Here is a 21,576-nt window from a genome sequence, read left to right as displayed (position 1 = left end):
ACTGAATAGCTTCAATACGATTTTTTTAATCCACCTTACTCTCCTTTTAGATAGGAGGGTTTTCACCCCTCTTTGAAAAAGAGGGATCGGAGAAAATTTTACATCTCAACCATTTCTACGCCATCAATACGGGCAACAGTCATCAAGTCTTTATCACCACGACCAGAAACGGTCGCAATAATGATTTGATCCTTGTCCATGGTTGGGGCAAGTTTAGTGACATAAGCCATCGCATGTGAGCTTTCAAGCGCAGGAATGATCCCTTCGATCTTGGTTAGATCACGGAAACCTTGTAACGCTTCCTGATCATTGATCGGTACATAGTTCACGCGTTCCATATCTTTCAGGAAGCTGTGCTCCGGACCTACACCCGGATAATCCAGACCGGCAGAAATTGAATGCGTTTCAATGATCTGGCCTTCTTTATCAGACATCAGATAAGTACGGTTACCATGCAGTACACCGACGTGACCCGCATTCAGTGGTGCAGAGTGCTTGCCAGTTTCAATCCCTAAACCTGCGGCTTCAACACCATACATTTTCACATCCTGATCGTTCAGGAATGGATAGAACAAGCCCATTGCATTTGAACCACCACCGACACAAGCAACCAATGCATCTGGAAGACGACCTGCCTGTTCCTGAATCTGACGGCGTGCTTCACGGCCAATGATGGACTGGAAGTCACGAACCAATTGTGGATATGGATGTGGACCTGCCACGGTACCAATCACATAATAAGTTGAGTCAACATTGGTGACCCAGTCACGCATTGCCTCGTTCATGGCATCTTTTAATGTTTTAGAGCCACTTTCTACAGGGACAACTGTTGCACCCAGCAGACGCATACGGTAAACGTTCATCGCCTGACGTTTCACGTCTTCAGCACCCATGAATACCACACATTCTAGGCCTAAACGTGCTGCGATCGTTGCAGTCGCCACGCCGTGCTGACCGGCACCAGTTTCTGCAATAATGCGTTTTTTACCTGAAAGCTTAGCCAGTAAAGCCTGACCAATCGTGTTGTTTACTTTATGCGAGCCAGTATGGTTCAGATCTTCACGCTTTAAGTAAATTTGCGCACCACCCAACTCTTTAGACCATCGCTCAGCATGATATAAAGGACTAGGACGACCTACGTAGTAGGCTAGATCACGGTCGAATTCTGCCAGAAACTGTTCATCATCTTTCATGCGGAAATAAAGCTTTTCCAGATCTTGTAAAGCCGCCATCAGAGTTTCTGACACAAAACGCCCGCCATGGATACCGAAATGTCCACGCTCATCCGGGAATTGGGTATAGTCAATCACGGGCTTGTTGTGATTAGTACTTTGCTGATCCACGATGGACTCCTTGCATAAAGCGTTCTATGAGTTGTTGGTCTTTTATACCTTTTGCGGATTCGACACCACCACTAACATCAACAGCATAAGCCTGTGTGGTGTGAATTGCTTGCTCGATATTGTCCGGGTTTAAGCCCCCAGCCAGGATCAAGGGAATATCTAATTGAGGAAAGGTGCTCCAGTCAAAGCTGTGGCCGGTACCACCTTTTAAATCAGGATGCCATGCGTCTAACAGTACTGCGCTGGCCCCTGCTGTCTGATAACGTTGAATCTCAGCGACTACGTCCAGATCAGGTTTGACCTGAATCGCTTTATACCAGCGACGCCCAACCTGCTTTGCGATAACCTGACATTGTTCAGGGCTTTCATCACCATGGAACTGCAGAATATCTAGCGGAACAGTTTTTAAAATGTCCTGGATGTCATCTGCCGTACTATTAACAAATAAGCCAACCACTTGAATATAAGCTGGCACTGCTTTGACCAGCACTTCAGCTTGTGCCTGAGTCACGCTACGTGGGCTCGGTGGATAGAACACGAATCCAATGGCATCACAGCCGGCATTCGCAACAGCTTGGACGTCTTCAACTCGGGTGATTCCACAGATTTTGGCACGGGTTCGCATATAGTGTTGGCTCTGATTTACCAAGATATCAAGTAATCTATGAGATTGGGGTGAATCATTGTAATGCAAATCATCGATCTTGCGTAAAGTTCATACGGATTATTCTTGATCTTGATTGTTTAAGTCATAAGCAGACTTTATACTTGCCACAATTTGCAACGAGTCAAGGCCTTAAGGCTTTAGGGAAGTTGGTGCAAATCCAACGCTGCCCCCGCAACGGTAAAAAATGAAAAGCTTGTCTTTATAAATCTTCAGGATTTACACCACTGCATCAATATGTGGGAAGGTGGATAAGTAAGTATGTTTCAATACTGCATTTAAGTCCGGATACCTGCTTGTTGTGTTCTTTAACTCAATCATTCACGGGGAGTGAATGTATGGAGCACATCTCATGTCTATTCCATTTCAACCTACTGCCTTGGTAGGTGCGATCGCACTTGCGTTGGGTTTTACTTCATCTGTTTTTGCTAACGAGCAAAAAATTGCTCAAGCTTCTTTAGATACGATTGTGGTTACAGCAACTCGTTCTGCAGAAAACATTGAAAATGTCCCTGCACGCATCTCGATTATTGAGCCTGCAATTCTTGAGCAATCATCGATTACATCACTTCCAGAACTATTAAAGAATGATGCATCTATCAACATGGTTCAAGCAGGAGGTATTGGTCAACAATCATCGATCTTTTTACGTGGTACTGAATCAGATCATACCCTCGTATTACGTGATGGTGTTCGACTTAACACAGCAACATCTAACGCAGCATCTTTGGCTTTTATTGATACCACTGATATTAAACAAGTTGAAGTATTAAAAGGTCCTGCCTCTGTACTTTATGGCTCAGATGCGATTGGCGGTGTTGTTCAAATCATTACCCAAGCCCCTAAAAAGTCGGGTGGATTTGTTACAGGCGAAATCGGTGAAAATAAAACGTATAAATCTGTAGTTGGGGCTGATTTAGCAGAAAATGGGATCTATACTCAAATCCGCGGTCAACGCCTTGAAACTGATGGTACGATTGTCACAGATATTCCCAACACCCCCAAAGCAAGTTTTGATCAAAAAGGTTTTACCACCAAATTAGGCATTGATAAAGCCCAATACAACGCAAGTATCGAATACAGTGAAAATCAAGGCTCAAGCCAATACGATGATTATGGTGCACAACGCTCTCATAACTTTGAAAATAAATTATTCACTGCAAAGAGTGCACTCAAATTAAATGATCAGTGGGAGCTTAATGCGCGCTACTCTAAATTTGAAGACAACCTTGTCCAAAATGATTTAACTGATATATATAATTGGGTACAAGATGAAATTACAGGTGATTGGAATTCTACCTATGTTGGCTCAGAAATTGACTACACTTTAAATGAACGTCAAGAATATGACCTGAATGCTCGATGGAAGCTAACACCGCATCAAAATATATTAATTGGTGGAACGATTAACAAATCAGATGTTAATAGTCTAAGTTATGGAACTGAATATAATACGTCATTAGATTCAAATGGATATTATGTTCAACATCAATTTAATAATGATAAATTGAATACTCAATTGGGTATTCGCTTAGAAGATAATAAGCAGTTTGGCGAACATACTGTAGGTCAAGCTGCACTTCGTTATAAACTTACATCAGATACAAGTGTATATACCAATATCGGTACTGCTTTTAGAGCACCAAGTGCAAATGATTTATACAGCTCATCAGGTAATCCAAATTTAGAACCAGAGGAAAGCATTTCATATGAAATTGGTTTAAATCAAAATTATTCACATGGTTTTAGCTCTGAATTTAGCTTATATCGTAATGAAATTGAAAACTTGATCACCTATAAAGCAGGCGAAAATCAAAACATTAAAAAAGCGATTCTGACAGGATTTGAATCAGCATTGAAATGGCAAGCTGATCAATTCTATACACGTCTATCATATAGCTATGTTCAACCTAAAGATGACTCAGATAATCGTGATCTCGTTCGTCGCCCACGTCACCATGCTACTGTAACTGTAGGTATGACGAATGAAAACTATGGCTTGGGCTTGTCTTTAAATGCAAAATCTAGTTCCAAAGATTGGGACTACAAACATGATAATCCAGGTTATATGACAGCAGATTTCAATGCTCATTGGAATCTAAATCCATCTGTTAAGCTTTTCACAAATATTCAGAATATGGGCGACACTAAATTCAAAACTTCATATCAAGATTATGGAAACTACTACTTAAATGGTGGTCGTCTTGCTTCTGCCGGTGTGACCTTTAAATACTAAGTTCAACCTTTTTAGAAATACTTTTGAGAATCATGTCATGCCTATGGCATGATTCTTTTTATATTCAGCATTTAAAAAATTAAGGAATTCAAATGGGCCACCGTTTAAGTAAAATTTACACCCGCACAGGCGATTCAGGCACCACAGGTCTGGGTGATGGTTCACGCGTTGCCAAAGATGACTTGCGTATTGCCGCGCTCGGTGATGTGGACGAGCTAAATGCCATCATTGGGGTTTTACGCGCACAAATCGCGGCAAGCAGCATTCAGGATAAAGCGACTTGGGATAAATCTTTAAGCCTGATCCAGCACTGGTTGTTTGATCTGGGTGGTGAAGTGTGTATCCCTGGCTTTAACCTGGTTCAACCAGTCTCGATTGATTTTCTGGAAAATGACATCGATCGTATGAATGAAGCTTTGCCGATGCTGAAAGATTTTATTTTGCCTGCGGGTACTTTAGTTTGCAGTTTTGCTCATCAAGCCCGTGCCGTGTGCCGTCGTGCAGAGCGCAGCGTGATGTCAGTTCACTCACGTGACCAGAATATTCAAGCGACTTCCCTGCAGCTATTAAATCGCCTATCTGACTGGCTGTTTGTGGCTTCACGCACCTTGCAACGTGTTGAAGGTGGTTCTGAGGTGTTATGGCAAAAAAATATCAACGAAACCATTGATCAATAAATCCGCTAAAATGTATTAAATTGCACGGAAAATTCTGCGCCAACAGTATTTGCAACAAAGTGTTTCAGGCGCAGAATATTGCAATACTCCTGTCACAACTCTTCATCATTATGTTTTCATCTTCACTTCTTCAGGTTATCGCAGCATGCGCATAATTGGACATCGCGGTGCGCGTGGGGAAGCACCTGAAAATACACTAGGCGGTTTTCAATATATTCAGGATATCGGGATTCGCGCAGTCGAATTTGACGTACGCCAGCTTAAAGACAATGCCCTGATCATCATGCATGATGATAATTTTGTACGCACTACCGGTTTGCAAAAGCCCCTCTACGAATGTAGCCGTCAGGATCTCAGTCAATATAATCACGCAGTAAAATGGTCAGAATGGAACAAGGTCGAAGCCACTCCTATGCTGGATCAGACCTTAACCGTGATTCATAACTTTGACCATATTGAAGTTGAAGTCAAAAGTGTAGCGAGCCAAGCCGATGCTGAAAAAATCACGCTTGAGCTTGAACAGCAGTTACAGGGTTATGAGCAGTCAGTCGTGATTACCAGTTTTGATCCTAAAATCCATCAGGCTTTGCAACAGCAAAATTCCAGTTTAAAACGCGGCCTTCTGATTGAAACAGATGTGAAATATCAGGCGATTGATCAAGCTTTAGAACTTGGCTGTTGTCAGATTGGCTGGATGAATGAACTGGCCAGCAAAGATATTATTCAGGCCACACAAGCTGCCGAACTCACCATCAGCGTCTGGACCGTAAATGATGTTAATCGTGCCAAAGAATTACGCGACTGGGGTATTCAGGGTCTCATTACCGATTATCCGAAGTTAATGATGCAACATCTTTAAATGACCCAAAATGCAAGATTCTATATATAGATTATTTTTCTTTAAGCCTTGAAAAATAATTTAAAGAAGAATGCCTGTCTGTAATCTTGTTTAACTTTGGGTTACGGGTTTGCTTACAAATTTATTTCTCTGCAATCTAGTAGAAAAAATGAACATTCATTTGTCTCATTTTCAGAAAATAAATTTGATTAAAAGCTTCAAAAATCTCAGTGATTTACTCGGAAATCAGAGCCTGTCTAGCCCGCGAAAATGGTAGTTTTCACCCTGCTTATTCTGTTACCGACAAGTACAATACAACCGTACAATAATGCTAGTGATGCCCTAGGGAGCATGCTAATATGAATGACTTAACCGCTGTTAAAATAAACAATAGCGGCCTCTGCTTTTTGTTATACCTTCCCAGGTTCCAGGAGTGCTGTTGGAGATGAATGCTCCCCTACCTCAAGCCCCAATTAACTGGGTCGCCGTGTTTGCTCTGGTAGTTTTACCCATTGTAGCTGTTATCGCGATTCCGTTATATGCGTATCACCATGATTTTAGCCTTGCCGCTTGGATCAGTATGTTTGTTTTGCTCGGCGTTAGCAGCCTGGGGATTACAGCGGGCTATCATCGTCTTTGGGCACATCGTGCTTATGAAGCGACTTTACCTTTAAAAATCATTTTAATGATCATGGGTACCTTTGCGGTGCAGAACAGTATTCTGTACTGGGGTTCAGGTCACCGTACCCATCACCGTCATGTCGATGACGTGGAAAAAGACCCATATTCAATTAATAACGGCTTCTGGTATGCACACCTGGGCTGGATGCTGCGTGACTATCCTGCTGCAGAACCCAACTACAAGAATGCACCAGACCTGCAAAACGACAAAGTCGTTATGTTCCAGCACAAATACTATGTGCCTTTAGTAATTGCAGTACACGCTGCGATTCTCTTGCCAATCGGCTGGGCTGTAGGCGATGTCTGGGGTGTATTATTATTGGGTGGTCTGGTTCGTTTAATCCTGAGCCATCACGTGACCTTCTTCATTAACTCACTGTGCCATATGTGGGGTTCACGTCCTTATACGGATGAAAACACTGCACGTGACAACTTCTGGTTAGCAATTGCAACTTGGGGTGAGGGTTATCATAACTACCATCACATCTTCCAGTACGATTACCGTAATGGCGTAAAATGGTGGCAATATGACCCAACTAAATGGTTAATCTGGACTTGCTCTAAACTGGGTCTGGCTAAAAATCTGCGCCGTATTCCAAGCTTTAATATCAAAAAAGCTGAACTGGCAATGAAGTTTAAATATGCCGAGCAGGATCTGGCGGTATACGGCCATAATGTCAATGAAGACATTATCAATGTGAAAAGTAAAATTGCTCAGGAGTATGAAGCCTTTACTCAAACATTGAATGACTGGGCCAAACTGAAAGAACAGGAAATACAGGTGAAAAAGGCGGCTGTAGCAGAAAAGATTCACCAGATGGATGACAAACTTAAAGTTGAATTCCAGCTGGTTGAACAACGTCTTTCCCATCATCGTGAAACACTGAATCTGTTAGTACGTAATTTGAAAAAAGCGCCTGTCTCTCAATAAGATTTAGATTCTCAAAAAAGCTCCTGAAATCAGGGGCTTTTTTTATTTCTACTCGTCTTACTTATACTTTCCTTTTACAACAGTTTTAAACAGAGATCTTTGTTATATTGCTTCTATTGCCTAAGTATTTTAACTGCCATGTATTTTAATTCTCGATATCAAACTCTCCCTTCTCGCCTTTATCATCATCAGCCCCCGCTACCTTTAAAAGGTACTAAAGCGGGACATTTTAATGCTGCGCTTGCGGATCAACTGCAATGGTCTGAGGAAGATAAAGCACAATGGGTCGAAATCTGTAGTGGTCAAAAAACCTTTGCCGAGTTTGAACCTTTGGCCATGGTTTATGCTGGCCATCAGTTTGGACAATGGGCAGGACAACTGGGTGATGGACGTGGTTTATTAATCGCCCAGATTCTAGATAAAGATAACCAGACCATTGACCTGCATTTGAAAGGTGCTGGTGCAACGCCGTATTCGCGTATGGGAGATGGTCGTGCAGTGTTACGCTCGGTGATTCGGGAATACCTAGCCGGACACGCCTTAAATGCACTAGGTGTAGAGTCCAGTAATGCGGTTGGTTTTACCTCTTCCGCTCAAGGTGTACAGCGTGAAAAACTGGAACCGGGTGCAATGCTATTACGGACGTCTGACTGTCATATCCGGTTTGGACATTTTGAATGGATCAATCAGTATCAGCCAGACCTATTGCCTGTATTCACACAAAAATGTATGGAATGGCATTATCCGCAATGTCTGCAAGCAGAACAGCCTATTCTGGCATTTGCTACCCAAGTCATTCAGCGCACAGCAGTGATGATTGCCAAATGGCAACTGGTTGGATTTGCACATGGTGTCATGAACACCGACAACCTGAATATTACCGGTTCAACGCTAGACTTTGGCCCGTATGGGTTTATGGAGCGTTTCCGTCCCAACTGGATTAATAACCACTCGGATTATCAGGGTCGCTATACTTATCAGCAGCAACCAAGCATCGGCCACTGGAACTTGTGGATGTGGCTGAATAACCTGATTCCATTATGTCCTGAAAACTATGATGAAGAACAATGGAAACAGGATCTGGCCCAATGTCTGGAACATTATGAACCGACCTTCCTGGAACATTATAAGCATGGCCTAAACCAGAAAATGGGCTTACCGAGTTTTCACAAAGACAGCTTTGACTGCGCCATGGCTTTTCTCAGAATCTTACAAAGCGAGCAACTCGACTATACGCAAAGCTTTATTCGCCTGCAGAATCATGAATATGAAGCAATCAAGGATGATTGTTTGGATCGCCGTCAGTTTGAAGCATTCCTGACTCAATATGAAGCGATCCGCGAACATCAGGATATTGAAGAATTAGATGCCGCCATGCAACTCGTCAATCCACACTATATCCTGCGCAATCACATGGCACAGAAAGCCATTGAACTGGCTGAGCGGGATGACTTTTCCGAAGTCGATCGCCTGTTTAAATTATTGAGTCAGCCTTATTTAAAACAGCCGGATCTGGAACACCCTGAAGATCTAGTGCCATTGCCGAGTGATGTACCTGAAGTCATGGTAAGTTGTTCATCTTAATTTATTCACAAGACGACTAAAAACTGTGGATAATTTAAGCATTATCCACAGTTTTATTTCGGTTTATTCATAACTTATGACCTTACATCAAATCTCAGCACAGATAGCGCTAAGTTTACCTGAAGTCACTGTGACTCAGCCTTTCGGTGAAGGTTGTGATGTATTCAAAGTGCTAGATAAAGTCTTTATGCTTCAGTTTTATCTTCAAGGCAAAGCTGTCATTAATTTAAAAGTAGCGCCTGATCATGGTGCTATGCTGCGAGATATTTATTCTTATATCCATGCTGGCTGGCATATGAATAAACAACACTGGATTTCAGTGTATGAAGATAATCAACTGGATGAATCTCTGGTTGAGGACCTAGTACAGAATTCTTATGAGCTGGTAGTATCGAAATTAAAGAAAGCAGAAAAAGTACGAATTGAATTATTACGAACATTAGAAAAATAAGTGCAGATACCACCGATGACTAAGATCAAGCCAATAACATTAAAGACAAAGCGTTTAATTCTCCGCTCCTACCACTGTGGTGATGAAATCAATTTATTTCAAAACTATTTCAGCGATCTAGCAGCTTCAAAATATTTGCAAAGACATCCACATCAGAACCAAACTCAAACTCGACAAACTATAGAAAACTGGGCAAGGCAAAAGTGGGAAAACTCAGATCCTGAGTTTATGTGGATTATTGCAGATCATTTAACTCAGCAACCCATAGGTATTTTGATCTTTATACAAAGGCATGACATTGGGGAAATTCACTTCGGGCTTGGAACTTCTTATCAGAGACAAGGTTTGATGTGTGAAGCGATGACTTCGGTAATCCAATTTCTAAAACAGACTAAAAAACTCAATAAAATTGAAACCTTTTGTGCTACTGAACATTTAGCGTCAAGACAAGTATTAGAAAAAACTGGTTTTCATAAACAGCAACTGCTTCGTGCTTGGACCATCTTTCCTTTATTGGGAAATGACCTTAAAGACTGTATTCAGTATATTCTGCCACTAAGATCAAAATAAACCTTAACTCATCTAAAAGCTTTAGATATTGCGACAATATGAAAAAAGCCCAATCATTTCTGGTCGGGCTTCTTCTGATTGGAGATTTTAGGCTTAAGCATTCCTTTTATTCAGAAACTTAAACACGCCAAACAACACCGCAATCCACACCGGCAACATCAACACTGACAACATAAAGCCTTGCGTCCACATGATGTATAGAATCATCAGCATAAAAGCTAAAACAAAATAGTTGCTAAACGGCGCAAAGATCGCTGGGAATCCGGTTTGAATCCCCTTTCGTTTGATGGCTTGTCTAAATTTCAAATGAATCAAACTGATCATCATCCAGTTCAATACCGCAGCTGCTACTACAATATAAATCAGGTAACTCAACGCTTTTTCAGGCACAAAGTAATTCAGAATCACACAGCCAAAGATCAAAAATGCTGAGAACAATACCGCAGCCACAGGCACACCATGTTTATTCACGCTCTTAAATAATTGCGGTGCATTCCCTTGTTGAGCCAGCCCCATCAACATACGGCTATTGGCATACATGCCACTATTACAGACTGAAAGTGAAGCAGTTAAAATAATGAAATTCAGTAAATGTGCAGCCCATTCAATCCCCATCTGGCTGAAAATCATTACAAATGGACTATGATCTAAATCGCCTAAATTCAGCTGATTCCATGGTACAAGTGAAAGTAATACGGCAAGCGAGCAGATATAAAATAAAAATACCCGAATCACAGTTTGATTCACAGCACGTGGAATGTTCTTGTCAGGATTTTCGGTTTCTGCCGCTGCCATACTAATCAGCTCAATACCACCAAAAGCAAACATCATAAAGGCGAGCATATAAAACAGCCCATCAAAGCCATTCGGAAAAAATCCACCATGAATCCATAAATTGCTGATCGAAGCGGTTGAAGTTGCATCGGCAGTGAGGAGTAAATATATGCCAAAGATAATCATTGCAATGATAGCAAAGACTTTAATCATCGATAGCCAGAATTCGGACTCACCATAAATTTTGACATTGGCCAGGTTGGCAAGTGTTACCGCCAAAAAGAAAATAAGTACAGACACCCAAGCTGGGATATGTGGCCACCAGTAATTGATATATTTGCCAATGGCGGTCAGCTCTGTCATTGCGACCAGAATATATAAAATCCAGTAATTCCAGCCGGTTAAAAAACCTGGAAATTTACCCCAGTATTTAAATGCAAAATAACTGAATGAACCAGTCACAGGCTCATGCACAATCATCTCACCCAACTGGCGCATAATCAGAAATGCAATCAAACCACCAATCAGATAGCCCAGAATAATGGAAGGTCCTGCGGACTGAATAATCTGTGCGGACCCTAAGAATAATCCGGTTCCAATGGCCCCGCCCATAGCAATCAGCTGGATATGACGGTTCTTTAAACGGCGCTGTAGTTGCGGTGTTTCACTCTCCAAGACACGCTCTCATGATGAATAGAAAACCGAATTGTAGCGGGTATCCAACTAATCAACTAATACATAAATTTAAGTTATTAATTATTAAACTTTTATTTTTTTGTATCTACTAAGATAAAAGAAATATAAATAATTGATTTCATAATGGATGCTAGTAAAAAGGTATTTATATTTTAAAACTCCATAATTTCTAAATAGAGATAGCTCTTTTCTGATGAATTATTGTGTCGCATTAAACGCCTCATGGTATACCACTTCCCCATGAGGAATAGATCTATTAAATGCAATGACTTGAAAATATTCTGGTGGAACATCCTTGAGGTAAAGTTCTGGAAAAGCCTTAAACCCGAAACGACCATAATATTGAGGTTCACCAAGAACTACACATCCTTCAGCCCTCAACTGTTGCAGGCGATCTAAAGCTGCCTGCATAAGTAAAGTGCCGATTCCCTGTCCTTGTTTTGCAGGTAATACTGAAATTGAGCCAAGACCGTACCAGCCAGTTTCACCTGAAGAGATAGTGACAGGTGAAATAGCCACATGGCCAACCAGGTGATTATTTTCAAGTGCAACTAGAGAGATCGTTAACTGCCCATGCTTACGCAAACTATTTACAATGAATTGTTCAGTATGACTTGAATGGTCAGCATTTTGAAAAGCCGCTCGAGTCAATTTAGCAATGGCTAGAATATCTTCTAGCCGTTCATCCCGAATGATGATTTTCATTATTTTGGCTCTCTTATATTGATCATTTTCAGAAATAAAAAAGCGAACAAACCAAGAAGTCTATCCGCTTTTCTTTAACGAATTCGAATATCAGTCTTCAGGATATTCAAAACGGTAACCTACCCCATAAACGGCCTGAATCCACTCATGACGGTTTCCGGTTTCCGCAGCATCTGAAATTTTACGGCGCAAATTTTTGATATGACTATCAATCACACGGTCTGCCACATCAAAACTGTCTGGATTGATATGATCTAGTAATTGTGCTCGTGAATACACCTGGCCGACATGTTCTAGGAACAGCTCCAGCAAACGGAATTCAGTCGGTGTCAGGTTCAAGGCTTTTTGCTGGTACCAGATACGCTGTTGTGATTTATCCATACGGAATAGATCATTGCTTTCCGGCTCAGCTTTACGGTCTAAACGGCGTAATACGGCTTGCACACGGGCAACCAGTTCTTTTGGACTAAATGGCTTGCAGATATAGTCATCCGCGCCCATATTCAAGCCCAGTACACGGTCAATTTCTTCAGTACGCGCAGTCACCATAATGATCGGCAAGTCTGATTGCTCACGTACTTTACGGCAAATGGTCAGACCATCCATACGCGGCACCATCAAGTCCAGGATCATCAGGCTCGGTTTACGCTGGGTAAAACTGTTATATGCTTCTTGCCCATCATGAAACACGCTGACTTCAAAACCAGCAGCCTCTAGATAATCTCGCACCAACAGGGCAAGTTCGACTTCGTCTTCAACCAGCATAATATGTTTCATGAATATATTTTCCTTTATGGTTTCATTTGTTTAGGAAAGCTCAGTTTGCATCGTAAACCACCTAATGGTGAATGTGCAAAGCTTAAGCTACCACCCATAGCCTGAGTAATTTTACAAGATAAGGCCAGACCCAAGCCTGTCCCACCGGTGGCACGGGTACGCGAATCATCAACACGATAGAAACGCTCACCAATGCGGGCCAGCTGCTCATCAGTCAAACCGAATGGACTGTCATCGACATATAAAGTCCATTCTTTCTCATTCTGTTCGGTATGGATATGTACCTGACCACCGGCTTCTGTATAACGGATACTGTTGCTAAGCAGGTTAGCTACAATCTGCTTGAAACGGTCCAGATCCAGCTCGACTTCAGCACCGTCACCTTCAATAGTCACTTTCAGATCAGCCTGTTCAAATTTAGGCTGGAAGTTCATTAATTCCTGCTGCACCACCTCCCATGGATTTACAGTTGCATAGTAAAACTGTAATTGCTGTGCATCAGCCTGCGCTAGAGCTGCCAGATCCTGAGTCAGTTTTTTCAGGCTGGTTACCTGTGCCAACATCGACGCAAAATGCTCTGGTGTCGGTTTACGGATTCCATCCTGCATCGCTTCAATCTGTGCCTGCAAGACTGCCAGCGGAGTTTTCAATTCATGTGAGGTATCTGCTACCCACTGGCGGCGTGAAGTTTCATGCTGATCCAAAATCACGGCCAGTTGATTCAGCTCATTAGACAGATCACCCAGCTCATCATTACGTTTCACTTTCACCTGATGCTGATAATTACCACGAGTCAATTCACGCGTACCATTCAACAAACGCTGAATCGGTTTTTTAAAATAAGTTGCCAGTAATAATGCAGCAATCAGACTGGCTAGAATACTTAAACCATAAACTAAAAATAGGTAACGTTTCTGATTACTAAAGAAATTAATACTTAAAGCATCATCTTGGTCTAAAACCGGTTTCAAACCCAAATAACCGACTACCTGGTTTTCGACCATAATCGGACGATAAGAAATCTGCTCATCTGACGCCTCACCTACTACAAAACGACGTTTGGCATCATAGAGCGACAGGCGTGAACTTAGACCCAGACGGTCTGGCATCTGGATGAACTGCTTCTTGCCGGTAGGCGGCTGAACTGACTGTTGACCGCCATTATTGTCTTTACGGTCGGTTCTAAACAGGTTCTGATTGGAGCTAAGTGGAAATCTTAAACCTTCAAAGGGCTGGAATTGTGAAGGCAGGTTAGATGCCAGAATACGTAATTCTTCTTCATTGACTGAACGCGATGTCAGATTTGGTTCAACCATACTTGAAGGCGCTACAGTGGCTAAGGTCTGCTCCTGAAAGTAACGCTGCTGTAAGGCAATATCATACTGACGGCGCAACCACCAGCGCGATAAACGGTCATAATCATCCGGTGCAGCTTCACCTTCAATTTGCAGAATCTGCGCCTGAATGGCGTTACCCCAGTCTTCATATACTGTATAGACATCAGCCAGATTCTCGATCACATGATCCAGCTTCTGCATTTCTACATCCGCCACATAGCGGGTAAAGTTGCGCTGCATATTCAGATGCAATACGCCCAGACTCACCGTGGTAATTACCAGGGTGGTCAATAAAACAGTCAAAAACAGACGTAATGCAATCGGAATACGGCGAATCTTCAAAGTAAAAATCTCAGTTTTTCTTCTCTATATTCATTATTGTAGCGAACACAGACTTAAAAAACTCTCCATTGTTTCTTCATCTTTATTATTTAATCTTTACTCATCAAAAAGAATCAGCTCTTGAATGGGGTAAAAACATGAAAGCAATGACAAAAATTGCCTTAATCAGTGCCAGTGTTTTATCGATGGGTGCATTGACTGCCTGTCAATCTACGAGCAACGTGAATGAGCAGAAAGATCATTCTCGTATGATGAAACATCATGAAGGTCAAAAACAGCATCGTCTCACTCCAGAGCAACGCGAACAATTCAAAGCCGCTCGTGCAGAACGCATGCAATTGCATAAACAGATTCAACAGGCCTGTGACGGTAAAGCTGTAGGTAGTGCAGTCCAAATCAAGGCGGGTGATAAAACCATTGATGGGCAATGCAAGATTTCTTTCAAACCTGACCATAAAGGCATCACAGGTCAACGTGGTGAATTCCGTAGTATGCGCGGTGAACATCGTCCAATGCGTGGTGAATTCCGAGGTGGTATGAACCGTGGAGAAGCATTAACGGATAGTCAACGTGCAGAAATGGTTAAACAGTATGATCAGCGTTTATCAGAACGTCAGGCTTTACAAACTGCGTTTGCCAACGCTTGTAAAGGTCAAACCCACGGCAAGGCCGTTCAAGTGAAAGCGGGTACTCAAACTATTGATGGTCAATGTATCGTGCACTTCCAGCCGAATGCACCCATTAAGATGACTAAAGCTGCATCTTAATCTTCTTCTACGTTTCTTATTCCTTCAAATTCAGGCACCTTCGGGTGCCTTTTTTTTATAGCTGACTCCTCAGTCCTCTTTTGACCATTCATGTTCTGCTAATTTCTACAAAAGTCTTTGCAGTCAACATGTTTACTGTTCCGTGCAGATTAATCTTTGACTTTATAGTCACCAAGAAAGCCGCCTGAAAGCTTGTATGGCCGGGCAAGATGTTGCACGATTAGATTCATAGCAATACGTGTCACTGAAGGCACGTTTCAATTAATTTAGGATGATAACGCTGGTCTAAACCAGTATTGAGGAAACCGATATGCCACAATACAAAGCGCCCTTACGTGACATGCAATTCGTTCTACACGAATTATTAAATGCTGAAGAACATTACGCAAAACTTCCTGCGTTTCAAGAAAACGTAAGCCGTGAGTTGGTTGATCAGTACCTAGAAGCTGCAGCTGACTTCTGTGAAAATGAATTATCTCCTCTAAATCAGGTCGGCGACCGTGAAGGTTGTACCTGGAATGACGGCGTTGTAACAACACCGACTGGCTTTAAAGAAGCGTACCAAAAATACATCGAGCTAGGCTTCCCTTCTCTTTCTGCTGAAGAGCAATACGGCGGTCAAGGCTTACCAAATTCTTTAGGTATCACTCTTTCTGAAATGGTGGGTACTGCGAACTGGGCATGGGGTATGTACCCTGGTCTATCTCATGGTGCAGTTCGTACTTTAGAACACCACGGTTCTCAAGAACAAAAAGACGCTTACCTGCCTAAACTGGTTTCAGGTGAATGGACAGGTACCATGTGTCTAACTGAATCTCATGCAGGTTCTGACCTCGGCATCATCCGCACTAAAGCTGAACCACAAGCTGATGGTAGCTATGCAATCTCTGGCGAGAAAATCTTTATCTCTGCTGGTGAACACGACATGGCAGAGAACATCATCCACATCGTACTTGCTCGTCTGCCTGGCGCGCCTAAAGGTACTAAAGGTATTTCTCTGTTCATCGTACCAAAATTCAATCTGAATGCTGACGGTTCAATCGGTGAGCGTAACGGCGTACGTTGTGGTTCAATCGAACACAAAATGGGGATCCATGGCAACGCAACTTGTGTCATCAACTTCGATAACGCAAAAGGCTTCCTGATTGGTCCTGAAAACCGTGGTCTGAACTGCATGTTCACCTTCATGAACACTGCACGTATCGGTACTGCTGTACAAGGTCTGTCTGCATCTGAAGCGGCGTTCCAAGGCGCTTTAACTTATGCCAAAGACCGTCTGGCAATGCGTTCTCTTTCGGGTCCTAAGGCACCTGAAAAAGAAGCTGATCCAATTATTGTTCATCCAGCTGTACGTAACATGCTTTTAACTCAAAAAGCATTTGCTGAAGGTGGTCGTGCACTGGTTTACCTGTTGGCTCAATATGCTGATGTGGTTGAACAAGGTACTTCTGAAGAAGAGCGCAAGTTCGCTGACAATATCCTGTCGCTATTAACTCCAATCGCAAAAGCATTCCTGACTGAAACTGGTTCAGAAGCTGCGAAACATGGTGTTCAAGTCTTCGGTGGTCACGGCTTTATCTCTGAGCATGGCATGGAACAAATCGTACGTGATACACGTATTGCCTGCCTGTACGAAGGTACGACTGAGATTCAAGCACTGGATCTGTTAGGCCGTAAAGTACTGGGTACTCAAGGTGCGATGTTGAAAGACTTCACTAAGATCATCCACAAATTTGCGGAAGCGAACAAAGACAATTCTGCAATGAAAGAATTTGTTGAACCGCTTGCGGCATTGAACAAAGAATGGGGTGACCTGACCATGCAGATTGGTATGCGTGCGATGCAAAACCCTGAAGAAGTGGGTGCAGCTGCAGTAGATTACCTGTACTTCTCTGGTTATGTAACACTGGCTTACCTGTGGGCTCGTATGGCACTGGTTGCTCAAGAGACTCTTGCTGCAGGTACCATTGATGCAGACTTCTACAATGCTAAATTGACGACTGCACGCTTCTACTTCAAGAAAATCCTGCCACGTGTTCGTTCACACGTTGACGTGATTGCAACTGGTGTAGAACCGCTTATGTCTTTAGATGCTGAACATTTCGCATTCTAAGCTCTGATGCAGTTTTAAATGCATAATAAGAAAAAGGACGGCCATCTTCAGGCAGTCCTTTTTCTTTATAAAGAGTTACAGAATTAACCTTTAGTCGTCTAACATTCAGATTTTTAATGCTTTAGACTGAGCCAAAACAATCCAATTAAACAATAAAACAGGTGACATACTATGCCAATTTATAACGCGCCACTTGCTGACATGAAATTCATCCTGAATGATGTTTTCAATGCAGAACAGTTCTGGCAGGCGAATGAAAATCTTGCCCACTTGGATACTGCCACAGCAGAAGCCATTCTTGAAGAAATGGCAAAGTTTGCGCAAAACGTCATGCTTCCTCTAAACCGTACTGGTGATGAAGAAGGCGCAAAATATGAAAATGGCAATGTCACCACACCTGCTGGCTTTAAAGAAGCATTTAAACAATATGCTGAAGGTGGCTGGATCGGTCTGGGTGCCGATGCAGAATGGGGCGGCCAGGAAATGCCGAAAATGCTCACCGTACTTTCTGATGAAATGCTGTTTGCAACCAACCCCTCTTTCATGCTCTACCCGCTTCTATCTGTAGGTGCAGGTATGGCTTTAAACAGCTATGCATCTCAAGAGCAAAAAGAAACCTATCTTCCTAAAATCTACTCTGGCGAATGGTCAGGCACCATGTGCTTAACTGAACCGCATGCCGGTACTGATCTGGGCATTATCAAAACCAAAGCTGAACGTAATGAAGATGGTACCTATAGCATTACCGGTACCAAAATCTTTATCACCGGTGGTGACCACGATCTTGCTGAAAACATCATTCACCTGGTGCTGGCAAAAACGCCTGATGCGCCTGCCGGCTCTCGCGGTATTTCCCTGTTCATCGTACCGAAGTTCCTGGTCAATGAAGACGGTTCAATTGGCGAACGTAACCCGGTTGGCCCAGGTTCAATCGAACACAAAATGGGGATCAAGGCATCTGCAACTTGCGTAATGAACTTTGACGGTGCCAAAGGTTACCTGGTGGGTAAAGAAAATGAAGGTCTGGCAGCCATGTTCGTAATGATGAACTACGAACGTCTGTCTATGGGCATCCAAGGTCTAGGCGCATCAGAATTTGCTTATCAAAATGCTGCGCAATATGCGACAGACCGTTTACAGGGTCGTAGTGCTCTTGGTGCCCAATCACCAGCTAAACCGGCAGACAGCATTTTAGTACATGGTGATGTACGTCGTATGTTGCTGAATGCCCGTGCGAACAACGAAGCATCGCGTGCATTTGCAGTTTATGTAGGTCAGCAACTGGACATCACCAAGTTCTCGACTGATCCTGAAGCCGTAAAAAAAGCCAATGACCGTGTGGCACTGTTGACACCAATCGCGAAAGCTTACCTGACTGATACTGCATTCCAAGCAACCCTAGATGCACAAATGGTCTTTGGTGGACATGGTTATATCCGTGAATGGGGTATGGAACAGTGTATCCGTGACCTGCGTATCTCACAGATTTATGAAGGAACCAATGGCGTTCAGTCACAAGATTTAATCGGCCGTAAAACCATTAAATGTGGCGGTGCGTACATCGGTGAATACATCGAAGAAATCCGCGACTTTGCGAACCAGTTAGATGCAGACCTGAACTTCATTAAAGATGCAACTTTAGATGCAGCTACTGAAGTAGAATCATTGACTCAGTTTGTGCTTGAAGCTGCTGGCGAAAATGCAGAATTCCCGAATGCTGCAGCGGTTGATTACCTACATGCAGTAGGCCTATTGAGCTTCTCTTATATGTTTGCGCGCATTGCCAATGCTGCAAAAGACAAAGATGGCGAGTTCTACCAAAACAAACTGGCACTGGCGCGTTATTTCACGCAACGCATCTTGCCTGAACTTGCACTGCGTATCACTAAAGTGAAAGCTGGTTGCGAAGTAGTGATGAATTTCTCTGAAGATTACTTCACGACTCAAGCTTAATCTTGACGTGAATCCATATAAAAAGCCCTGCATCTGCAGGGCTTTTTATGCACTATACTTTTTCAATCAAGATCGTATCTGGTTGCGTCGTTATTTTAGGATTGAAATGCTTATTCACTATTTTAATTCCCCCTTGCGACTCTAAAGATTCACACAGTTCAAGTACCTTCTGCATCTCTTCAGCCTTGATCCCCGTGCCCAGGATTAATTTTTTTCCTGCTTCTAATTGACTAATTTTTGTTTGAATTTTGTCCAACATTTTTTTCTCCTATTTATTCAATGTAGTTCTCATACAATATAACAAGTTAGTGCAAAAAAAGTGCAAAAGTTCGAATAATTTCACTTTTATTTTATTTTTCTCTTTTTGTGCATGATCTTTGCTAGTTCTTTCCTGTTCATATGTTAGTTCACATGAAAAATCAGGAGGAGAACATGAGTAAATCAGAGTCTAAAGTGAAAAGAATAGAAACTCTCCTCGACCGTTTTGGTAATCTTGCCGTAGAAAGTTTCCATTATCTTGCGCTGTTCATTATTGGCTGTATGGTGATCTGGTCCGCAGGTCATACCGTATTTGACATCTTGGCCGTCAAACAGTTTGCCACCATTGATGATATTCTTTTGCTATTTATCTATCTGGAACTTGGTGCCATGGTCGGCATCTATTTCAAGACCAATCATATGCCGGTTCGGTTCCTGATTTATATTGCGATTACTGCCCTGACCCGTTTACTGATTTCTGATATTCAACATACGCACAAAGCCAGCATGGATCAGGTTATTATTACCGGTTCGATTCTGATTCTGGCTTTTGCCATTCTGGTGGTCCGTTATGCGTCCTGGACCTATCCATCTGTCATTCGTGACAAGCATAGCGAAAAGCCATTACCAGAAGGTAAAACTCCACGTCCTGAAGATGATGAGTTGGCATAGTCATAGAAAAGTCCCCCTTTGCAAAAGGTGAGAAGCACTGCTTCGCAAGAGGGTAATTAATCACCCCTCCTAACAAGAGAGGGAATTTCTTTTAACGGTTATTCATCAACACATAACGTCCATTTTCATAAATCCAGTAACTTCCGCGTGGTGGTGCCGGCAATCCCAAACGCTGCCAGTCAGTAATCACTGTATATCTCGAACTTTCAATGTAAGCCACATTTGGATCACCATTAACCCAACTATAGCTATTGGAATTCTGGTAAATCGTGGTCGGTGCCTGATACTGGATATTGAACCCGCTTTGGCTCTGTGCAGGAGGATAATAGCCGCCATGGGATGGACGTTGCGGATAGTAAGGCCGCTGCGAATGAGGAGGTTGCGGTGCATAATGAGGACGCGATGGAGGACGATGTTGAGGTTTAGAACGATCAACACCAGTATAGCCTACCCAGGCATTATCCGCCCAAGCGGGCACCGCAATACCAAACAGGAATGAAGCCAGCAATGCACCTGAAGCTAATTTTTTCATAAGTGCGTCCTCCAAAAGTTTGTGCCCATATTTTAACCAAAATCCATGCAGAAAATATGGATAAATCCCCTGCCGCTGCAAAGTTTTGTAATTGATTCCATGACTTTAATCAGCTTGCGTGATGAGCGCTGAAGTGCGTATGCTAATATCACCTTTTTAATGCTTTGAGTTGCATACTGTGTCTGATTTAAATTTCGATCGTTTATATGAATATTTTTGCAAGGTACCCAGTGTTCAAAAAGGACTGATTGATAGCTATGGCTCGGATGGAAAACAGGCCTGGTGGTTTAAATTTCAGATCAATGTCGATCATCCTTTAGCATGGCAAACTGTGCAGGAACTGGGTCATGTCCTGAACTATATTTCTAAAAATGAGCGCCTGCCGACTCAGTTTCTTCCAGTTTCTCCACCGCCTTATATGAATGGTGTCGCTAAAGATTTCCTGTCTTGGGTCATTCAGTGTAATCATGCCGACTTCCCACCAGATGTAGTGTGCGACTGGCTAGAGGCGCGTTTACCAAATCCGGTGGATGATGAAGCACAATGGAAAATCAAAACTGATATTTCTGAACTGGATGAGCTGACAGATAAAGAACTGGATCAACTGGTTCCGCCGAATCCAGAATCGAAAAGCTAATACTAGAAATCTCCCTAAATCCCTCTTTGATAAAGAGG

20 protein-coding genes and 1 riboswitch are annotated in these 21,576 nt (G+C 42.6%); of the genes, 12 read left to right on the top strand and 8 right to left on the bottom strand.

The window, feature by feature from the left end; translation table 11 throughout:
- Positions 1–98: 98 nt before the first annotated feature.
- Positions 99–1,343, bottom strand: a complete 1,245-nt coding sequence (gene trpB, locus O4M77_RS02550) for a tryptophan synthase subunit beta (protein ID WP_004782182.1) — start codon at positions 1,341–1,343, stop codon at positions 99–101.
- Positions 1,324–1,968: a phosphoribosylanthranilate isomerase gene (locus O4M77_RS02545; protein ID WP_323713771.1), complete on the bottom strand. Its 645-nt coding sequence runs from the start codon at positions 1,966–1,968 to the stop codon at positions 1,324–1,326. The genes trpB and O4M77_RS02545 overlap by 20 nt, the downstream gene beginning before the upstream one ends.
- Before the next feature lie 143 nt (positions 1,969–2,111).
- Positions 2,112–2,322: riboswitch (cobalamin riboswitch) on the top strand.
- A gap of 37 nt (positions 2,323–2,359) precedes the next feature.
- Here O4M77_RS02545 and O4M77_RS02540 point away from each other — a divergent pair.
- The 7 genes from O4M77_RS02540 to O4M77_RS02510 all read left to right on the top strand — a co-directional run bounded on the left by O4M77_RS02540 (position 2,360) and on the right by O4M77_RS02510 (position 9,975).
- Entirely contained in the window at positions 2,360–4,243 is a 1,884-nt protein-coding gene (locus O4M77_RS02540; protein WP_323713770.1) for a TonB-dependent receptor plug domain-containing protein, read from the top strand.
- A 92-nt stretch (positions 4,244–4,335) separates the two neighbouring features.
- Positions 4,336–4,920, top strand: a complete 585-nt coding sequence (locus tag O4M77_RS02535; protein ID WP_159124153.1) for a cob(I)yrinic acid a,c-diamide adenosyltransferase — start codon at positions 4,336–4,338, stop codon at positions 4,918–4,920.
- A 145-nt stretch (positions 4,921–5,065) separates the two neighbouring features.
- Entirely contained in the window at positions 5,066–5,779 is a 714-nt protein-coding gene (locus O4M77_RS02530; RefSeq protein WP_104495371.1) for a glycerophosphodiester phosphodiesterase, read from the top strand.
- 424 nt (positions 5,780–6,203) lie between these two features.
- Entirely contained in the window at positions 6,204–7,370 is a 1,167-nt protein-coding gene (locus tag O4M77_RS02525) for an acyl-CoA desaturase (protein WP_104495369.1), read from the top strand.
- A gap of 138 nt (positions 7,371–7,508) precedes the next feature.
- Positions 7,509–8,954 (top strand): protein adenylyltransferase SelO, encoded by a 1,446-nt coding sequence (locus tag O4M77_RS02520; RefSeq protein WP_323713769.1) that lies wholly within the window; start codon positions 7,509–7,511, stop codon positions 8,952–8,954.
- Positions 8,955–9,030: 76 nt separating this feature from the next.
- Entirely contained in the window at positions 9,031–9,405 is a 375-nt protein-coding gene (locus tag O4M77_RS02515; RefSeq protein WP_323713768.1) for an MmcQ/YjbR family DNA-binding protein, read from the top strand.
- A 15-nt stretch (positions 9,406–9,420) separates the two neighbouring features.
- A complete protein-coding gene (locus tag O4M77_RS02510) occupies positions 9,421–9,975 on the top strand; it encodes a GNAT family N-acetyltransferase (protein WP_323713767.1) in 555 nt (184 codons plus the stop codon).
- Positions 9,976–10,068: 93 nt separating this feature from the next.
- Here the strand turns inward: O4M77_RS02510 and O4M77_RS02505 are convergent, their stop codons facing one another.
- From O4M77_RS02505 to baeS, 4 genes are all read right to left on the bottom strand, one after another.
- Positions 10,069–11,424, bottom strand: coding sequence for an amino acid permease (locus O4M77_RS02505; RefSeq protein ID WP_323713766.1), 1,356 nt, complete (start codon positions 11,422–11,424; stop codon positions 10,069–10,071).
- 219 nt (positions 11,425–11,643) lie between these two features.
- Positions 11,644–12,150: an N-acetyltransferase gene (locus tag O4M77_RS02500; RefSeq protein ID WP_323713765.1), complete on the bottom strand. Its 507-nt coding sequence runs from the start codon at positions 12,148–12,150 to the stop codon at positions 11,644–11,646.
- Positions 12,151–12,240: 90 nt separating this feature from the next.
- A complete protein-coding gene (locus O4M77_RS02495; protein WP_034704234.1) occupies positions 12,241–12,927 on the bottom strand; it encodes a response regulator in 687 nt (228 codons plus the stop codon).
- A 14-nt stretch (positions 12,928–12,941) separates the two neighbouring features.
- Positions 12,942–14,606: a sensor histidine kinase efflux regulator BaeS gene (baeS, locus tag O4M77_RS02490; RefSeq protein WP_179993261.1), complete on the bottom strand. Its 1,665-nt coding sequence runs from the start codon at positions 14,604–14,606 to the stop codon at positions 12,942–12,944.
- 137 nt (positions 14,607–14,743) lie between these two features.
- Between baeS and O4M77_RS02485 the strand changes: the two genes are divergently transcribed.
- The 3 genes from O4M77_RS02485 (at position 14,744) to O4M77_RS02475 (ending at position 19,439) form a co-directional block, all read left to right on the top strand.
- Positions 14,744–15,373 carry a hypothetical protein gene (locus tag O4M77_RS02485; RefSeq protein WP_159124146.1) on the top strand — a complete coding sequence of 210 codons (630 nt, stop codon included), beginning with the start codon at positions 14,744–14,746 and terminating at the stop codon, positions 15,371–15,373.
- Positions 15,374–15,683: 310 nt separating this feature from the next.
- On the top strand, positions 15,684–17,486 hold the full coding sequence (locus O4M77_RS02480) for an acyl-CoA dehydrogenase C-terminal domain-containing protein (protein WP_323713764.1): 1,803 nt from the start codon (positions 15,684–15,686) through the stop codon (positions 17,484–17,486).
- 171 nt (positions 17,487–17,657) lie between these two features.
- Positions 17,658–19,439, top strand: coding sequence for an acyl-CoA dehydrogenase C-terminal domain-containing protein (locus tag O4M77_RS02475; RefSeq protein WP_159124144.1), 1,782 nt, complete (start codon positions 17,658–17,660; stop codon positions 19,437–19,439).
- A gap of 52 nt (positions 19,440–19,491) precedes the next feature.
- On the opposite strand, the gene O4M77_RS02470 is transcribed toward O4M77_RS02475, so the two are convergent.
- Complete coding sequence (locus O4M77_RS02470; RefSeq protein WP_125279369.1) at positions 19,492–19,698, bottom strand: hypothetical protein; 207 nt, start codon at positions 19,696–19,698, stop codon at positions 19,492–19,494.
- Positions 19,699–19,871: 173 nt separating this feature from the next.
- Between O4M77_RS02470 and O4M77_RS02465 the strand changes: the two genes are divergently transcribed.
- On the top strand, positions 19,872–20,369 hold the full coding sequence (locus O4M77_RS02465; RefSeq protein WP_159124143.1) for a phosphate-starvation-inducible protein PsiE: 498 nt from the start codon (positions 19,872–19,874) through the stop codon (positions 20,367–20,369).
- A gap of 91 nt (positions 20,370–20,460) precedes the next feature.
- Here the strand turns inward: O4M77_RS02465 and O4M77_RS02460 are convergent, their stop codons facing one another.
- On the bottom strand, positions 20,461–20,901 hold the full coding sequence (locus O4M77_RS02460) for an RcnB family protein (RefSeq protein WP_159124086.1): 441 nt from the start codon (positions 20,899–20,901) through the stop codon (positions 20,461–20,463).
- Between the two features lie 178 nt (positions 20,902–21,079).
- Between O4M77_RS02460 and O4M77_RS02455 the strand changes: the two genes are divergently transcribed.
- The gene (locus tag O4M77_RS02455) at positions 21,080–21,538 is read left to right on the top strand and encodes a hypothetical protein (protein ID WP_004782151.1); all 459 of its coding nucleotides are present in this window, start codon (positions 21,080–21,082) and stop codon (positions 21,536–21,538) included.
- The last annotated feature ends 38 nt before the right edge of the window (positions 21,539–21,576 follow it).

The sequence above is a fragment of the Acinetobacter sp. YWS30-1 genome, from assembly GCF_033558715.1.
Classification (GTDB): Bacteria; Pseudomonadota; Gammaproteobacteria; order Pseudomonadales; family Moraxellaceae; genus Acinetobacter.
This window is presented reverse-complemented; position numbering and strand designations above follow the sequence as displayed.

Bases quoted from the DNA above. Each gene is read 5' to 3' on its own strand.
- O4M77_RS02545 (WP_323713771.1), bottom strand. From the start codon at position 1,968: ATGCGAACCCGTGCCAAAATCTGTGGAATCACCCGAGTTGAAGACGTC.
- O4M77_RS02540 (WP_323713770.1), top strand. From the start codon at position 2,360: ATGTCTATTCCATTTCAACCTACTGCCTTGGTAGGTGCGATCGCACTT.
- O4M77_RS02535 (WP_159124153.1), top strand. From the start codon at position 4,336: ATGGGCCACCGTTTAAGTAAAATTTACACCCGCACAGGCGATTCAGGC.
- O4M77_RS02530 (WP_104495371.1), top strand. From the start codon at position 5,066: ATGCGCATAATTGGACATCGCGGTGCGCGTGGGGAAGCACCTGAAAAT.
- O4M77_RS02525 (WP_104495369.1), top strand. From the start codon at position 6,204: ATGAATGCTCCCCTACCTCAAGCCCCAATTAACTGGGTCGCCGTGTTT.
- O4M77_RS02520 (WP_323713769.1), top strand. From the start codon at position 7,509: ATGTATTTTAATTCTCGATATCAAACTCTCCCTTCTCGCCTTTATCAT.
- O4M77_RS02515 (WP_323713768.1), top strand. From the start codon at position 9,031: ATGACCTTACATCAAATCTCAGCACAGATAGCGCTAAGTTTACCTGAA.
- O4M77_RS02510 (WP_323713767.1), top strand. From the start codon at position 9,421: ATGACTAAGATCAAGCCAATAACATTAAAGACAAAGCGTTTAATTCTC.
- O4M77_RS02500 (WP_323713765.1), bottom strand. From the start codon at position 12,150: ATGAAAATCATCATTCGGGATGAACGGCTAGAAGATATTCTAGCCATT.
- O4M77_RS02495 (WP_034704234.1), bottom strand. From the start codon at position 12,927: ATGAAACATATTATGCTGGTTGAAGACGAAGTCGAACTTGCCCTGTTG.
- O4M77_RS02485 (WP_159124146.1), top strand. From the start codon at position 14,744: ATGAAAGCAATGACAAAAATTGCCTTAATCAGTGCCAGTGTTTTATCG.
- O4M77_RS02480 (WP_323713764.1), top strand. From the start codon at position 15,684: ATGCCACAATACAAAGCGCCCTTACGTGACATGCAATTCGTTCTACAC.
- O4M77_RS02475 (WP_159124144.1), top strand. From the start codon at position 17,658: ATGCCAATTTATAACGCGCCACTTGCTGACATGAAATTCATCCTGAAT.
- O4M77_RS02470 (WP_125279369.1), bottom strand. From the start codon at position 19,698: ATGTTGGACAAAATTCAAACAAAAATTAGTCAATTAGAAGCAGGAAAA.
- O4M77_RS02465 (WP_159124143.1), top strand. From the start codon at position 19,872: ATGAGTAAATCAGAGTCTAAAGTGAAAAGAATAGAAACTCTCCTCGAC.
- O4M77_RS02460 (WP_159124086.1), bottom strand. From the start codon at position 20,901: ATGAAAAAATTAGCTTCAGGTGCATTGCTGGCTTCATTCCTGTTTGGT.